The 13,950-nt window shown below is 60.9% G+C and carries 15 protein-coding genes and 1 other RNA gene; 3 read left to right on the forward strand and 13 right to left on the reverse strand.

All coding sequences use genetic code 11. The features are described from left to right. Positions 1–4: 4 nt before the first annotated feature. The 11 genes from mraY to rnpB all read right to left on the reverse strand — a co-directional run bounded on the left by mraY (position 5) and on the right by rnpB (position 10,085). Entirely contained in the window at positions 5–1,174 is a 1,170-nt protein-coding gene (gene mraY, locus ACO1VH_RS04325; protein ID WP_486242738.1) for a phospho-N-acetylmuramoyl-pentapeptide-transferase, read from the reverse strand. Between the two features lie 2 nt (positions 1,175–1,176). After that, on the reverse strand, positions 1,177–2,550 hold the full coding sequence (locus ACO1VH_RS04330; RefSeq protein ID WP_486242740.1) for a UDP-N-acetylmuramoyl-tripeptide--D-alanyl-D-alanine ligase: 1,374 nt from the start codon (positions 2,548–2,550) through the stop codon (positions 1,177–1,179). Then, positions 2,547–4,079 carry a UDP-N-acetylmuramoyl-L-alanyl-D-glutamate--2,6-diaminopimelate ligase gene (locus ACO1VH_RS04335; RefSeq protein ID WP_486242741.1) on the reverse strand — a complete coding sequence of 511 codons (1,533 nt, stop codon included), beginning with the start codon at positions 4,077–4,079 and terminating at the stop codon, positions 2,547–2,549. The genes ACO1VH_RS04330 and ACO1VH_RS04335 overlap by 4 nt, the downstream gene beginning before the upstream one ends. Next, positions 4,079–5,827 carry a peptidoglycan D,D-transpeptidase FtsI family protein gene (locus tag ACO1VH_RS04340; RefSeq protein ID WP_486242743.1) on the reverse strand — a complete coding sequence of 583 codons (1,749 nt, stop codon included), beginning with the start codon at positions 5,825–5,827 and terminating at the stop codon, positions 4,079–4,081. Before ACO1VH_RS04340 ends, ACO1VH_RS04335 begins: the two co-directional genes overlap by 1 nt. Then, positions 5,824–6,096 carry a cell division protein FtsL gene (gene ftsL / locus ACO1VH_RS04345; RefSeq protein WP_486242744.1) on the reverse strand — a complete coding sequence of 91 codons (273 nt, stop codon included), beginning with the start codon at positions 6,094–6,096 and terminating at the stop codon, positions 5,824–5,826. The genes ACO1VH_RS04340 and ftsL overlap by 4 nt, the downstream gene beginning before the upstream one ends. Beyond that, on the reverse strand, positions 6,093–7,070 hold the full coding sequence (gene rsmH / locus ACO1VH_RS04350; RefSeq protein ID WP_486242746.1) for a 16S rRNA (cytosine(1402)-N(4))-methyltransferase RsmH: 978 nt from the start codon (positions 7,068–7,070) through the stop codon (positions 6,093–6,095). Before rsmH ends, ftsL begins: the two co-directional genes overlap by 4 nt. Positions 7,071–7,077: 7 nt before the next feature. Continuing rightward, complete coding sequence (gene mraZ / locus ACO1VH_RS04355) at positions 7,078–7,506, reverse strand: division/cell wall cluster transcriptional repressor MraZ (protein WP_188419721.1); 429 nt, start codon at positions 7,504–7,506, stop codon at positions 7,078–7,080. Between the two features lie 484 nt (positions 7,507–7,990). Next, positions 7,991–8,710, reverse strand: a complete 720-nt coding sequence (locus ACO1VH_RS04360) for a glutathione S-transferase N-terminal domain-containing protein (protein WP_486242748.1) — start codon at positions 8,708–8,710, stop codon at positions 7,991–7,993. Between the two features lie 73 nt (positions 8,711–8,783). After that, positions 8,784–9,305 carry a DUF4124 domain-containing protein gene (locus ACO1VH_RS04365; protein WP_486242750.1) on the reverse strand — a complete coding sequence of 174 codons (522 nt, stop codon included), beginning with the start codon at positions 9,303–9,305 and terminating at the stop codon, positions 8,784–8,786. Positions 9,306–9,374: 69 nt separating this feature from the next. Further along, positions 9,375–9,524, reverse strand: a complete 150-nt coding sequence (locus tag ACO1VH_RS04370; protein WP_486242752.1) for a DUF3096 domain-containing protein — start codon at positions 9,522–9,524, stop codon at positions 9,375–9,377. Between the two features lie 200 nt (positions 9,525–9,724). Then, positions 9,725–10,085: RNase P RNA component class A (gene rnpB, locus ACO1VH_RS04375), an RNA gene on the reverse strand. Between the two features lie 83 nt (positions 10,086–10,168). On the opposite strand from rnpB, the gene ACO1VH_RS04380 reads away from it, so the two are divergent. Genes ACO1VH_RS04380 through ACO1VH_RS04390 form a run of 3 tightly spaced genes read left to right on the forward strand, consistent with a single transcriptional unit; the run spans position 10,169 to position 12,634 of the window. Next, positions 10,169–10,885 (forward strand): c-type cytochrome, encoded by a 717-nt coding sequence (locus ACO1VH_RS04380; protein WP_486242754.1) that lies wholly within the window; start codon positions 10,169–10,171, stop codon positions 10,883–10,885. Further along, positions 10,882–12,174: a c-type cytochrome gene (locus ACO1VH_RS04385; RefSeq protein WP_486242756.1), complete on the forward strand. Its 1,293-nt coding sequence runs from the start codon at positions 10,882–10,884 to the stop codon at positions 12,172–12,174. The genes ACO1VH_RS04380 and ACO1VH_RS04385 overlap by 4 nt, the downstream gene beginning before the upstream one ends. A gap of 31 nt (positions 12,175–12,205) precedes the next feature. Then, on the forward strand, positions 12,206–12,634 hold the full coding sequence (locus ACO1VH_RS04390; RefSeq protein WP_486242758.1) for an NINE protein: 429 nt from the start codon (positions 12,206–12,208) through the stop codon (positions 12,632–12,634). Here ACO1VH_RS04390 and ACO1VH_RS04395 read toward each other — a convergent pair whose 3' ends face one another. Together ACO1VH_RS04395 and ACO1VH_RS04400 are read right to left on the reverse strand one after the other, a co-directional pair. Next, the gene (locus ACO1VH_RS04395) at positions 12,635–13,360 is read right to left on the reverse strand and encodes an LrgB family protein (RefSeq protein WP_486242759.1); all 726 of its coding nucleotides are present in this window, start codon (positions 13,358–13,360) and stop codon (positions 12,635–12,637) included. After that, positions 13,357–13,701 (reverse strand): CidA/LrgA family protein, encoded by a 345-nt coding sequence (locus ACO1VH_RS04400; protein WP_486242761.1) that lies wholly within the window; start codon positions 13,699–13,701, stop codon positions 13,357–13,359. The genes ACO1VH_RS04395 and ACO1VH_RS04400 overlap by 4 nt, the downstream gene beginning before the upstream one ends. Between the last annotated feature and the right edge of the window lie 249 nt (positions 13,702–13,950).

Below are 13,950 nucleotides of genomic sequence, written 5' to 3' on the forward strand. Positions count from 1 at the left end.
TCGATCAACGGAGTTTCAACGTGGACAAACCGAACAGCACCAGCATCATCGTGATGATCCAGAAACGCACTACGACCTGCGTTTCCTTCCAGCCCTTCTGTTCATAGTGGTGATGCAGCGGCGCCATCAACAGAATGCGTTTGCCGGTACCGGTTCGCATCTTCGTGTATTTGAAATACGCGACTTGCACCATGACCGACAATGTTTCGACGACGAAAATGCCGCCCATGATGAAAAGCACGATTTCCTGGCGCACGATGACGGCGATCGTGCCGAGCGCCCCACCGAGTGCCAGTGCGCCGACGTCGCCCATGAAGACCTGCGCCGGATGCGCATTGAACCACAGGAAGGCCAGCCCCGCACCCGCCATCGCGCCGCAAAAGATCAGCAACTCGCCGGCACCGGGAATATGGGGAATGAACAGGTATTTCGCATAGGTTGCGCTGCCAGTCAGATAGGCAAACAAACCGAGCGCGGTGCCGACCATCACGGTCGGCATGATCGCCAGGCCATCGAGGCCGTCGGTCAGGTTCACCGCATTGCTGGTGCCGACGATGACGAAGTACGTCAGCGCGATGAAACCCCAGACGCCTAGCGGATAGCTGATCGTCTTGAAGAACGGCACGATCAGGTCGGCCTTAGGCGGCAAATCCATGCTGAAACCGGATTCGATCCATGCGAGGAACAGATCGAGAAACTGCGCATTGCTCGGCGCGGAAACCGAAAACGCCAGATAGACGGCGGCAAACAGGCCGATCACTGACTGCCAGAAATATTTTTCCTTCGACGACATGCCCTTCGGATCCTTGTAGACCACCTTGCGGTAATCGTCGACCCAGCCGACTGCACCGAAACCCAATGTAACGATCAGCACCACCCAGATGAAGCGGTTTTCCAGATCGGTCCACAGCAAGGTCGAGATGCCGATCGACAGCAGGATCAGCGCGCCGCCCATCGTCGGCGTGCCGCTCTTGATCAGGTGCGTCTGCGGACCGTCGGTACGTACCGCCTGGCCGACCTTCAAGCGCGTCAGCATGCGGATCACCATCGGGCCGAAGACCCAACCAATCACCAGCGCCGTCATCGTCGCGAACACCGCACGGAACGTGATGAAGTTGAAGATCCGCATCGGGCCGATCTCGTCCTGAAAATGTTGTGCCAGCCAGAGCAGCATGATTAGTGGCCTTCCTGAATCTGATTATGTTGACCGAGCAGATGCTGCACGACGCGTTCCATCTTCATGAAGCGCGACCCCTTGACGAGCACTGTTGCCTGGGAATTGATTGCCGCATCCAGTGCCGCATCGAGTTGTTCGACGTCGCCGAAATGCGCGCCCTGCGCCCCGAAGGCGTCGCTCGTATGACGCGCCAGTTCGCCCAGCGTCAGCAGGCGGTCGACGCCGCGCGTCTTCGCATACGCACCGACTTCCTCGTGATATGCACGACCGTCGTTGCCGACCTCGCCCATGTCGCCCAACACCAGGATGCGGGGCGACGAGGCGCCTGCCAACACGTCGATCGCGGCACGCACCGAATCCGGGTTGGCGTTGTAGGTGTCGTCGATGACCAGCGCACCGTTGGTCGCGGTCTTGCGCTGCAGCCGACCGTTGACCGGTGCGAATGCCTGCAAGCCGCGCACGATGGCTTCGGTCGCAATGCCGATCGCCTTCGTGCAGGCGATTGCCGCCAGCGCGTTGCGTACGTTATGGATGCCGGCTGCCTGCAGTTCGATCGTGAACGTTTCGCCGCCGGCGCTCACCTGCAGCGTGCTGCCGAAGACAGAAGCGCTGTGCGAGCAACGCACATCGGCATCGTCGGACAGGCCGAACATCAGCGTCTTGCAATGCACCGCGTAATCGCGCCACAGCGACGTGTACGTGTCGTCCGCCGGGAATACGGCAACGCCGTCGGCCGGTAGTGCGCGCAACACGCTGCCGTTTTCCATCGCCACCGCTTCCACGCTGGCCATGAATTCCTGGTGTTCGCGCTGCGCGTTGTTGACGAGGCCGACCGTCGGCCGCGCGATGCGCGACAGCACGACGATCTCGCCCGGATGATTCATGCCGAGTTCGACGACGGCTGCCTTGCAACGTTCGTCGAGACGCATCAGCGTCAGCGGTACGCCGATGTCGTTGTTGAAATTGCCGCGCGTCGCCAGATAGTTGTCCGCGCCGCATGCCGCATCGAGGATGGCGGCAATCATTTCCTTGACCGTGGTCTTGCCGTTGCTGCCGGTCACGCCGATCAGCGACAGAGAGAAACGGCTGCGCCACCATTGCGCGATCTCGCCGAGCGCAATGCGCGTATCCGGCACGATCAGCGCCGGTACATTCAGGTCGGACGGCACACGCTCGGCAACGATGGCAGCCACGCCGCGTGCCGCCACCTGCGGCAGGAAATCATGTGCGTCGAAACGCTCGCCGCGCAACGCGACAAACAGATTGCCGGACGCGACCGTGCGGCTGTCGGTCGACACACCGTCGAATGCTGCGTCGTCACGCAGGGTTGCGCCACGCACGGCGGTCTGCAGCAGGGACAATGTCGCCTTCATGAGCCGCCTCCCTGCATCGCGCGTGCCGATAGCGCCAGCGTCGCATGGTCGGCATCAAGGAAAGGCTGCTTCCGGCCCTTGATTTCCTGGTATGCCTCATGTCCCTTGCCGGCCAGCAGGATTACATCCTGTTTGCCCGCATTGCGGATTGCAGACAGGATGGCCGCAGCGCGATCTTCGATGATCTGCACGCCGCTCTTCGCCGTCGTCATGCCGGCGATGATCTGCTTGATGATCTCGGCCGGCTCTTCGCTGCGCGGATTGTCGTTCGTCAGGATGATGTGATCGGCCGCCATCGATGCATTACCCATCTGCGGACGCTTGCCCGGATCGCGATCGCCGCCGCAACCGAACACGCACCACAGCTTGCCGCCGCGTTCCGCCGCAACGTTGCGCAGCGTCGCCAGCGTCTTTTCCAATGCATCGGGCGTGTGCGCGTAGTCGATCACGACCAATGGCGCATCGTTACCGCCCAGTTGCTGCATGCGTCCCGATACGGCAGTCAGCGATTCGACGACGGCAATCGCATCCTTCCAGGCGATACCGTTGGCCATCAATACGCCGACGATGCCCAGCACGTTGCTGACGTTGAAGTCGCCGACTAGCTGCGTGCGAATTTGCGCCGCGCTGCCGCATGTCGATTCCAGCTGGAACAGCGTGCCGTTCTGGCTGCTGCGCACGTCCGTCGCGTGCAACAGTGCGATGCCGTCCATGCGGCGGCCGGCAAGGCTATAGCCGGTGATCTGGACTTGCGACGCGCGCTCCTGCAGACGCTGCACCAGCCGCAATCCCATCGGGTCGTCGAGATTGATAATCGCGTGGCGCAGGCCCGGCCAGTCGAACAGCATGGCCTTGGCTTCTTCGTAAGCCACCATGTTGCCGTGGTAATCCAGATGGTCGCGCGTGAAATTGGTGAACAGCGCCGTATCGATGTGCATGCCGGACATGCGTCCCTGATGCAGGCCGATCGACGAGGCTTCGATCGCCAGCGCGACGGCGCCGTTGCGCTGCAGGTTCGCCAGTTCGCGCTGCAACAGCACGGCATCCGGCGTCGTATAGCCGGTCGCATCGAACTTGCCGGCACGGCCGTCGCGGAAGATGCCGATGCCCAGCGTGCCGACGACCGCCGTCGGCCGCCCCAGGCGCGACAGCGCATTGCCCAGCCATTGCGTACAGGAAGTCTTGCCGTTGGTGCCGGTGACGGCAACCGTCAGCATTGCGCGATCCGGATGACCGTACCATTCAGCGGCGATTTCGCCGGCATGCGCCTTCAGGTTCTCGACCGCATAATGCGGCACATTCCATTGGAAATCGGCAGCGCTGCCGCCGGCCTGATGCAATACGGCGCGTGCGCCGCGTTCGATCGCATCGGCAATATAGGCACGCCCGTCGGCTTCGTCACCCGGATATGCAACGAAGACGTCGCCGCTGCGAATCGCACGCGAATCCGACACCAGTGCCGCATCCGGCGCATTGGCATGCAGCCATTCAAGAATGTTCGGCACGGAAATCATCGTCGCGGCGCTCATCACAGTGACTCCTGCAACGGTTGTTCCGGAATGACGACATTGGTGATCGTCGAATCCGGCGGCACGTTCAGCGCGCGCAGCGCATTGGCCGTCACGGACGAGAAGATCGGCCCGGCTACCTGGCCGCCGTAATGCCTGCCGGTCATCGGTTCGTCGATCATCACCGCAACGATGATGCGCGGATCGGATACCGGCGCAAACCCGACGAAGGACGCCACGTACTTACGCACATACTTGCCATGCTCGATCTTGTAAGCGGTACCTGTCTTGCCTGCCACACGATAGCCCGGCACCTGCGCCTGCGGCGCGGTACCGTTAGGGCCGGCTGCCTGCTCCAGCATATTGCGCATCAGGCCAGCCGTCTTCTCGCTGATGATGCGCTGGCCGATCGGCTGGTCGTTCGAGCGCAGCAGCGTCAGCGGAATCAGATCGCCGCCGCGTGCAAAGATCGTGTAAGCATGCGCCATCTGCAGCAGCGAGACGGAAATGCCGTGACCGTAGCTCATCGTCGCCTGTTCGATCGGACGCCACGATTTGTACGGACGCACGCGGCCGGCAACGGCGCCGGGGAAGCCGACTTTCGGCTGCTGGCCGAAACCGACGGACGTGAACATATCCCACATGTCATGCGGCTGCATCTGCAGCGCGATCTTGGCGGTGCCGATGTTGGAAGATTTTTCGATGATCTGCGCCACCGTCAGCAGGCCTTCCGCATGCGCGTCGCCGATCGTGGCGGTACCGATCGTCATCTTGCCGGGCGCGGTCTGGATCGTCGTGTTCGGCGTGATCACCTTGCGGTCCAGCGCCAGCGCGATCGTGAACGGCTTCATCGTCGAACCCGGCTCGTAGGTATCGGTCAGCACGCGGTTGCGCAATTGCGCGCCCGTCAGCACCGAGCGATCGTTCGGGTTGTAGGTCGGCATGTTGGCAAGCGCCAGCACTTCGCCGGTCTTGGCATCGAGCACGACGATGCCGCCGGCCTTGGCCTTGTTCTTCTCGACCGCTTCCTTCAATTGCGAAAAGGCGATGTACTGGATCTTGCTGTCGATCGACAACGCGACATCCTTGCCGTCGTGCGGTTCGCGCACCGCCTCGATATCCTCGACGATGCGGCCGAGACGATCCTTGATCACGCGGCGGCTGCCGGTCACGCCGGCCAGCGTCTTCTGCAGCGCCAGCTCCATGCCTTCCTGGCCCTTGTCCTCGATATTGGTGAAGCCGACGATGTGCGCCATCACCTCGCCTTCCGGGTAATAGCGCTTGTATTCCTTGCGTGTATCGATGCCGGCAATGCCGAGCTTCAGGATCTTGTCCACCGTATCGAGTTCGACCTGGCGCTTCAGATAGACGAAGCTGCGATCCGAATCCAGCTTGCGGTGCAGTTCACGATCGGACATGTCGAGCAGCCTGGCCAGCTCGCGCAGCTTGTCCTTCGGCGCTTCCAGCACATCGTCGGGAATCGCCCAGACGGCACGCACCGGGATCGACGATGCCAGCACCTGGCCGTTGCGATCGGTAAGCTTGCCACGAATGGCCGGCAGCTCCAGCGTGCGCGCATAGCGGGCCGCACCCTGCTTCTGCAGGAAATCGGTGGACATGCCCTGCAGCCACAGCGCACGCGCGGCCAGCGCGACGAAGGCGGCGAACATCAGGAACAGCACGACGCGCGAACGCCAGGCCGGCAGCTTGGCTGCCAGCATCGGGTTCGAGGCGAAAGGCACGCCCTTCGCTGCCGCGCTGCGCGTCATTTATCCCCCATCTTCAGATATTGCGTGCTGGCCGGCGTGACCGGCACCATGTGCAGGTCGCGGCGCGCCGTCAGTTCGATGCGCGCATGCTTGCCCAGCGTGGATTGATCGAGCTGCAGTTGCGCCCATTCGATGTCGAGCTGGCGCGCCTGCGATTGCGCGCGTTCCAGCGCGATGAACAGGCTGCGCGCCTTGTACTGCGCATTGACCAATGCCAGCGCGCACAGCACCAGCACGGTGGTCAGCACGAAAGCGATGCGGCCGCTCATTGCAGTACTCCGGCAGCACGTCCAACGACCGGCAGGCGTTCGGCCACACGCATGACGGCGGAACGCGCGCGCGGATTGGCGGCGACTTCCGCATCGGATGGCTTGATGCGTGCGACGAGTTTCATTTCCGGCTGCGGCAGATCGGCGGCACGGATCGGCAGGCGGCGATCGGGCTGCGGCACGCTGGCCTTGTCGGCCATGAACCGTTTGACGATGCGATCTTCCAGCGAATGAAAGCTGATCACGACCAGTCTCCCGTGCGGCGCCAGATGCCTGAATGCCTCTGCCAGAACTACTTCGAGTTCTTCAAGCTCCTGATTGATGAAAATCCGGATAGCCTGAAATGTGCGAGTGGCCGGATCCTTGCCTTTCTCGCGAGTCTTGACGGCGCCTGCCACGATCTCGGCAAGCTGTCGTGTGGTTGAAATCGGCTGGACTGCCCTGCGAGCAGCAATCGCCTTTGCAATCTGAAAAGCAAACCGTTCTTCCCCATAATCGCGTATCACCTTTTCGATTTTTTGTTCGGTTTCCGTGGCCAGCCACTCGGCCGCCGACATGCCACGCGTCGTATCCATGCGCATGTCCAGCGGACCGTCGGCACGGAAACTGAAACCGCGTGCCGCGTCGTCGACTTGGGGCGACGATATCCCCAGATCCAGCAATACCCCGTCCAGTTGCCCGATGCCGCGCGCCGACAGTGCTTCCGCCAGCGTCGCAAAACTGTCGTGCACGATCGCAAAGCGTGGATCGGCTATCGATGCCGCTTCCGCAATCGCCTGGAGATCCTTGTCGAACGCAACCAGTCGCCCCTTCGCGCCCAGACGCTGCAGAATCAGGCGGCTGTGGCCGCCGCGGCCGAACGTGCCGTCGACATAGGTGCCATCGGCGCGCACGCCATCCAGCGCCAGCGCATTCACCGCCTCCTCCAGCAACACCGTCTTGTGCTGGTACTGCTGCACCGCATCTGCATTCATCACGGCGTCAGAAGGAAAAATCGTTCAATACGTCGGGTACGCCGGCAGCGATCGCGCTGGATTCGCTTTCGGCGAGTTTTTCGGCATCCCAAATCTCGAAATGACTGCCCATGCCCATCAGCATGACGTCGCGCGTCAGGCCGCCTGCTGCGCGCAGTTCAGGCGCAATCAGGATGCGGCCGGCGGTATCGAATTCGACATCCACGGCATTGCCGAGGAAGATGCGTTGCCAGGCGCGCGCGGAAATCGGCCACTTGGCGATTTCTTCGCGGCGGGTTTCCCACACGGAACGCGGGAAGAGAAGCAGACATCCGTCCGGGTGTTTCGTCAGCGTGACGCGTCCCTCGCACTGCAGCTGCAGTGCGTCACGATGACGGGCGGGAATGGTCATCCGGCCCTTGGCATCGAGATTGAGAGAAGACGCGCCTTGAAACACCCTGTAATCCTTTTGTCGGTATGCGTTGCTGGTGACTGACATGCAATCTGCAGGAAAAAATCCCCACAAAACTACACTTTTTCACACTGTCGCCCACTTTAGAGGATGGCTTGATACCGGTCAAGAGAATTTCAGGGGTAAAAACAGGATTTTTTCCAATGAAGTCAAGGACTTAGCGCATTACGTTGACGCAACATCGAACACCAAATTCACATAAGAATTAAGCACTTACGGAAGACTGTAAAAGTGCAACATCAGCAATACACATGTGTTTTACAGTACTTTGCCCATATTGCGCCGCATCGCAAATGTGGAGAAAACGCACGCCGCTTCTCGTTTTGCATAAAAAAAGCGGGCGATATTCAATCGCCCGCTTTTGCCATTCGCTTATCGCCTACTTCTCGCTCACTTCCCTGTCACGCGTATCAGACAGGCCGACAATCCCGACGATTGCCGGTCAGATGCGAAAAACACCGCAATCGATTCAGGACGCCGCCGGAATCGTCAGACCTCTGACCACGGCAGGACGCGCAAGGAACGCTTCCAGCACACGCTGCACTTCAGGGAAATCGTCGAAACCCACGAGATCGCGCGCGCCGTAAAAGCCGACAAGGTTACGCACCCAAGGGAAGATGGCGATATCGGCGATGCCGTACTCTTGCCCCATGATCCAGTCGCGTCCGGTCAAACGCTGATTCAACACGCCAAGCAAGCGTCTGGATTCGGCAGCGTAGCGGTCGCGCGGACGCTTGTCTTCATAGTCCTTGCCGGCGAATTTGTGGAAGAAACCAACCTGTCCGAACATCGGCCCGATGCCGCCCATCTGAAACATCAGCCACTGCAGCGTTTCGTAGCGACCGGCAGCATCCTTGGGCATGAACTTGCTGGTCTTTTCCGCAAGGTAGACAAGAATCGCGCCGGATTCGAACAAGGGAAGCGGCTTTCCATCCGGTCCGTTCGGATCGATGATGGCCGGAATCTTGTTGTTCGGATTGAGCGAGAGAAACGCCGGCGAGTTCTGGTCGTTGCTGTCGAAACTCACCAGGTGCGCCTCGTAGGGCAAGCCTGTCTCTTCCAGCATGATCGACACCTTGACGCCATTGGGCGTCGGCAGCGAATAGAGCTGGAGCCGCTCGGGATGCTGCGCCGGCCATTTTTTCGCAATGGGAAAATCGGACAGTGAAACGCTGGATTCATCTTTCATGGCTACCCTCATCTGCAAATTTTGCCGATTGTCGCATCGTATCGAGTGACGCGGCAAACCGGCCTGCATGCAGTCAAGGATAGGGAGAATCGCTCGGCGAACGCGACGGCAATCCGCATTTCGCATACGGACTTTGCACGCGCTGGCAATAACGATAGGCCTCGGGACGCACCCAGCCGCGTCGATGATGCCGGCCATCCCGGCGCATCACCATGAATGGCGCAAAGCATTCCTGGCTTTCACGATAGGCACGAATCAGCTCCGCGCATTCGGCATCGCTGTTGTCTGGCGGTGTCAATTCAACGGTCTTGGGTTGTGGAACGGGAGCCGGTGGCGGGGACGGCGGCTGCGCCGCACGCATGCGTTCCTCGACCAGCTGTTTTTCACGCGCGGCACGCTCCAGGGCTTCCTGTCGCTGACTTTCGGGAATCTCGGAGGCGCTGGTGTCGATCCGCGTCGCCACATCGCGATAGCGCGCCGGCACCACATCGGAAATCTGCGTGCGGCCGGTTTCATCCACCCAGCGGTACAAGTCGGCAGCATCAGCAGCTCCGCACAATGCAAGCAAACCCAACAGCATGAATCCGCGCATCATCCGATCGCTCCGCAACGAAATGTCGTGCATCAGGTTATAGCATGAAAGGCACGACAGGCCGGCTCACTGTTACTTGATCGTCCCGTTGCCGAACAGGCCGATCAGACCGATGACGATCAGGTAAATCGCGACAATGTAATTGAGCAGACGCGGCACGACGAGAATCAGAATGCCGGCGATCAGCGATACCAGTGGGCCGATGGAAAGATAAAGGTTCATGGAGCATCTCCCTTCCCCTGCATGCCCGGCTGACGATAGCGGGACAAATGCCGCGAGGAACGGCGACAGCCTGCCGGAACGGATGGAATTTTTCTGTGCGTTAATTAACTCACATCGCTCACGTCGCATCACCCACACGGCGACGCTACCCCGTAACCACATAGAAAAACGGCGCGCAAAAATGCGCGCCGTCCGAAAAAAAATGAAGCAGTCCGATAGGCCGGATTCTGTTACGGCAGGCGTCGCCGCCTGCTATGACAACCATTCCTCTAGGCCGTGAATTACTCCACGGCTCAAGCTTCCTACCCGCACGCTCCGCGAGCCACCTCAACGCGTGCCTATTTGGAATTGCTCCGGGTGGAGGTTACCGCGTTTCACCCTTTGTGACGCAGGGAGCGGCTTTCGCCCTCCCCGGTCCCAAAGACTCGTCTCTGTGGCCCTGTTCCTCGCCTTATACCTTTCGGCTTTCAGCGGACGGCCGTTAGCCGTCACCCTGCTCTGTGGAGTCCGGACCTTCCTCCCGCCGCCGTGAGGCGACCAGCGGTTGTCTTGTCCTGCTTCAGCCGACATTGTAGTCTGCCGGCAGCATGCTTGCAGTATCATGTGCCGGTCGATCGTGCATTTGCCCACAACCAGATCTATAAATGAGCAAGCCGTTTCTTCCCTTTGCCTGGTCTCACCTGTTCGCAACGGCGCTGCTGTTTGCGGCACAGGCTGCATACGCGCAGCAAAGTGTTGTGCCGGACACCATCGCGCAGCGCGTGGCGGCCTGCACCGTCTGTCATGGCAAGGAAGGACGCGCCGGCAGCGACGGCTACTATCCGCGCCTGGCCGGCAAGCCGGCGGGCTATCTCTACAACCAGCTCGTCAATTTCCGCGAAGGCAAGCGCACCTATCCGGTCATGACGGCCATGCTGGACAATATGTCCGATGCCTATCTGCGCGAGATCGCGCAATACTTCGCCGACCAGCATCCGCCCTATCCACCGCCGCAGCCGACACAGGCCACTGCAGCGGAACTGGAACGCGGCCGCCAGCTGGTACATGAAGGCGACAAGGCCAAAGGCATTCCGGCCTGCATCGCCTGCCACGGCACAAAACTGACCGGCACCGCGCCGGCGATTCCCGGACTGATCGGCCTGCCGCGCGATTACCTGCTCGGCCAGATCGGCGCATGGAAAATCGGTACACGCCATGCGGCGCAACCCGACTGCATGGCACACATCGTGCAAAAAATGAGCAGCGCCGACATCAGCGCGACCACCGCGTGGCTGGCCGAACAACATGTGCCGGCCGATGCCTCACCTGCGCCCCGACTGACCGTCAAACTGCCGCTCGAATGCGGCAAGCTGTCGCCATGATCCGGCGCGTCCTTCATCTGCTCGGCTGGCTGGTGCTGGCGATCGTCGCCGCCATCGCGATCTGGCTGTTTGCCGCCAACCGCAATCCGGATCTGGACCAGCCGTCGACGCCGCCTGCCGATATAAAACAGCAAATCGCTCGCGGCGAATATCTCGCGCGCATCGGCAATTGCATGAGCTGCCATACCGCACGCGGCGGCCAGCCTTATGCGGGCGGTCGCGCCGTGCCCACACCGTTCGGCGATATCTATGCATCCAATTTGACGCCGGACAAACAGACCGGCATTGGCGACTGGAACAGCGACGACTTCTGGCGTGCGATGCACGACGGCCGCTCGAAGGATGGTTCGCTGCTGTATCCGGCGTTCCCCTACACCAGTTTCACCAAGGTCACGCGCGCCGATTCGGATGCGATTTTTGCGTGGCTGCGGACGCTGCCGTCCGTCAATCAGGAAAATCGCGCTGCCGAATTGCGCTCGCCCTACGACAATCGCTGGCTGCTGTATGCATGGCGCGCGCTGTACTTCCGTCCCGGGCAATATGCGAACGACGATAGCCGTTCCGTTGCGTGGAACCGTGGCGCTTATTTGACGCAAGGCCTCGGACATTGCGCCGCCTGCCATTCGACGCGTAACCAATTCGGCGGTATCGGCGACAAAGCCGAACTCGGTGGCGGCATGATTCCGATACTGAACTGGTACGCGCCGCCCTTGAATGGCGACAAGCAGGACGGCCTGGGCGCATGGGAAGTCGAACACATCGCTGCCTTCATGCAAACCGGCATCACGCCGCAGCGCGCAGCCAGCGGACCGATGGCCGAAGTTGTTGCCGGCAGTCTGCAGCACCTGACGGACGACGATGCGCGCGCCATCGCCGGCTATCTGCAATCGCTGCCACAACAAAGCGCACCGCCGCTTGCCGGCCCCGATCTGCGCCCGGAAGGCAAGAAGGCGATGATTTCCGCCGGCGCGAAATTGTACAAGGACAACTGCGCCGCCTGCCACCAGGAATCGGGACGCGGCGTACCGTCCGTCTATCCGGCGCTGGCGGACAATCGCGCCGTCACGTCGCCAGTCATCGCCAACGTCGTCCGCATCGTGCTGCATGGCGGCTTCGCACCGGGCACGGCCGGTAATCCGCGTCCTTACGGCATGCCACCCTTCGCGCAATCGCTAAGCGACGAGGAAGTCGCCGCCGTCGTCACGTATATTCGCAATTCCTGGGGCAATGAGGCCAACGCCGTATCGCCCATCGACGTCAACCGTTATCGTTCCCGTCCGCTTCCCTGAAAATCAACACTGAAGAGCATCACTGAAATCCATGACTGAAATCCGTTCGCACAAAAGCAAGACCCTGACGACATTGATCGCCGCACTATTCGGCGGCATCGGCGCACATCGTTTCTACCTGCACGGCTGGCGCGATTTCTGGGGCTGGAACTACCTGATCGCCTTCATCCTGTTCCTGTCGGCCATATCGCTGATGCGCACGCATCAGTCGCTGCCGATCCTCGTGCTGGCCATCTTTCCATTCTCGGTCTATGCGGGTCTGATCGAGGCGCTCATCATCGGCGTCACGCCGGATGAAAAATGGGATGCGATACACAATCCGCAATCTCCCGGCAAGACGACATCGAAGTGGCCGATCGCCGTCATTCTGGTGCTGGCTTTCGCGCTCTGCTTCACGGCCATGATCGCCAGCATCGCGCGCGTCACCGATCTTTACCTGACCGGCGGCGCGTTCGGCTGATCAGATCACGCCCAGCAGCTTCAACGCCAGCGGCAGCAGGAAGGCCGTCAGGATGCCGGAGATGCCCATCGCCAGACCGGAGAATGCTCCCATCTCTTCGCTGACCTGAAACGCGCGCGCGGTGCCGACGCCGTGCGCCGTCGCACCCAGTGCAAAACCACACGTAATGTCGTCGTCGATGCGGATCAGGCGGAACACATATTGCGCGATGCCTGCGCCGAACACGCCGGTCAGCATTACCATCACCACCGTCAGCGTCGGCAGGCCGCCGATTTTTTCCGTGATGCCCATCGCGATCGGAATCGTCACCGATTTTGGCGCCATCGACAGCACCGTCAGCGGCGATGCGCCCAGCAACCACGCGACGCCCATTGCGCTGACGATGGCTGCGGCACCACCGGCCAATGCGCCAGCCAGCAAGGCAAACCAGTGGCGACGCAATTTATCGAGCTGCTGATACAGCGGAATCGCCAACGCGACGGTGACCGGCCCCAGCAGAAAATGCACGAATTGCGCGCCGTCAAAATACGTCTTGTACGGCGTGCCCGTCACGTACAGCACCACAATCAGCAATGCCACCGAAATCGCCACCGGGTTGGCAAGCGGGCTGCGGCCGCTACGCTCGTAGATCCACATCGCGATCCTGTAGGCCACCAGCGTCGCCGTCAGCCACAGCAAGGGCGATCCGGCGAGATAGACCCAGACGGTATTCAGGCTCGGCATCATTTTTCGCTCCGGCGTTTCAGGCTCTTGATGACGAGCGCCGTCACAACCAGCGACACCACCGTGCTGACGATCAGCGCGACCGAGATCGCCAGCCATTCCTGTCCGATGCGATGCAGGTGCACGCTGAGACCGACGCAGGCCGGCACGAACAGCAAGGCCATGTTCGACAGCAGCTGCGATGCGCTAGGCGCCAGCCTGGCTGCCGTGTCCTTCGTCAATATCAGATAGAACAGCAACAGCAGCATGCCGATCACCGGCCCCGGAACCGGCAACGACAGCAGATAAACCAGGCCCTCGCCCAGCGTCTGGAATACAAGGAGAGTCAGCAGCGTATTGAGCATGGAAGGAGAAGAAAGATGAAAAGGAAAGGCGAAAAGGAAGACGGAAAAAGACGGAAAGGCAGCGGATCGTGCACGGCGCGATGCCCACGCCGGTTCGGATTTTCTTGCCGCCTATCGTAGCAGCCGTTTCTGCTTCAGCCTGCTGGCAAGCCGATGAAAAATTTTCAGCGATCGTGGCCGCTTCGCCCGCAGCGATGCATGAAACATCATTCACTTGCAGACTGCTTAACGCACGATCACACACATCAT

It is taken from the genome of Oxalicibacterium sp. (assembly GCF_057353965.1).

Excerpts from the sequence above, each read along its gene's own strand:
- ACO1VH_RS04385 (WP_486242756.1), top strand. The coding sequence starts at position 10,882 with ATGATCCGGCGCGTCCTTCATCTGCTCGGCTGGCTGGTGCTGGCGATC.
- ftsL (WP_486242744.1), bottom strand. The coding sequence starts at position 6,096 with ATGAGCGGCCGCATCGCTTTCGTGCTGACCACCGTGCTGGTGCTGTGC.
- ACO1VH_RS04365 (WP_486242750.1), bottom strand. The coding sequence starts at position 9,305 with ATGATGCGCGGATTCATGCTGTTGGGTTTGCTTGCATTGTGCGGAGCT.
- ACO1VH_RS04360 (WP_486242748.1), bottom strand. The coding sequence starts at position 8,710 with ATGAAAGATGAATCCAGCGTTTCACTGTCCGATTTTCCCATTGCGAAA.
- mraY (WP_486242738.1), bottom strand. The coding sequence starts at position 1,174 with ATGCTGCTCTGGCTGGCACAACATTTTCAGGACGAGATCGGCCCGATG.
- ACO1VH_RS04390 (WP_486242758.1), top strand. The coding sequence starts at position 12,206 with ATGACTGAAATCCGTTCGCACAAAAGCAAGACCCTGACGACATTGATC.
- ACO1VH_RS04370 (WP_486242752.1), bottom strand. The coding sequence starts at position 9,524 with ATGAACCTTTATCTTTCCATCGGCCCACTGGTATCGCTGATCGCCGGC.
- ACO1VH_RS04340 (WP_486242743.1), bottom strand. The coding sequence starts at position 5,827 with ATGACGCGCAGCGCGGCAGCGAAGGGCGTGCCTTTCGCCTCGAACCCG.
- ACO1VH_RS04400 (WP_486242761.1), bottom strand. The coding sequence starts at position 13,701 with ATGCTCAATACGCTGCTGACTCTCCTTGTATTCCAGACGCTGGGCGAG.
- ACO1VH_RS04395 (WP_486242759.1), bottom strand. The coding sequence starts at position 13,360 with ATGATGCCGAGCCTGAATACCGTCTGGGTCTATCTCGCCGGATCGCCC.
- rsmH (WP_486242746.1), bottom strand. The coding sequence starts at position 7,070 with ATGAATGCAGATGCGGTGCAGCAGTACCAGCACAAGACGGTGTTGCTG.
- ACO1VH_RS04330 (WP_486242740.1), bottom strand. The coding sequence starts at position 2,550 with ATGAAGGCGACATTGTCCCTGCTGCAGACCGCCGTGCGTGGCGCAACC.
- ACO1VH_RS04335 (WP_486242741.1), bottom strand. The coding sequence starts at position 4,079 with ATGAGCGCCGCGACGATGATTTCCGTGCCGAACATTCTTGAATGGCTG.
- ACO1VH_RS04380 (WP_486242754.1), top strand. The coding sequence starts at position 10,169 with ATGAGCAAGCCGTTTCTTCCCTTTGCCTGGTCTCACCTGTTCGCAACG.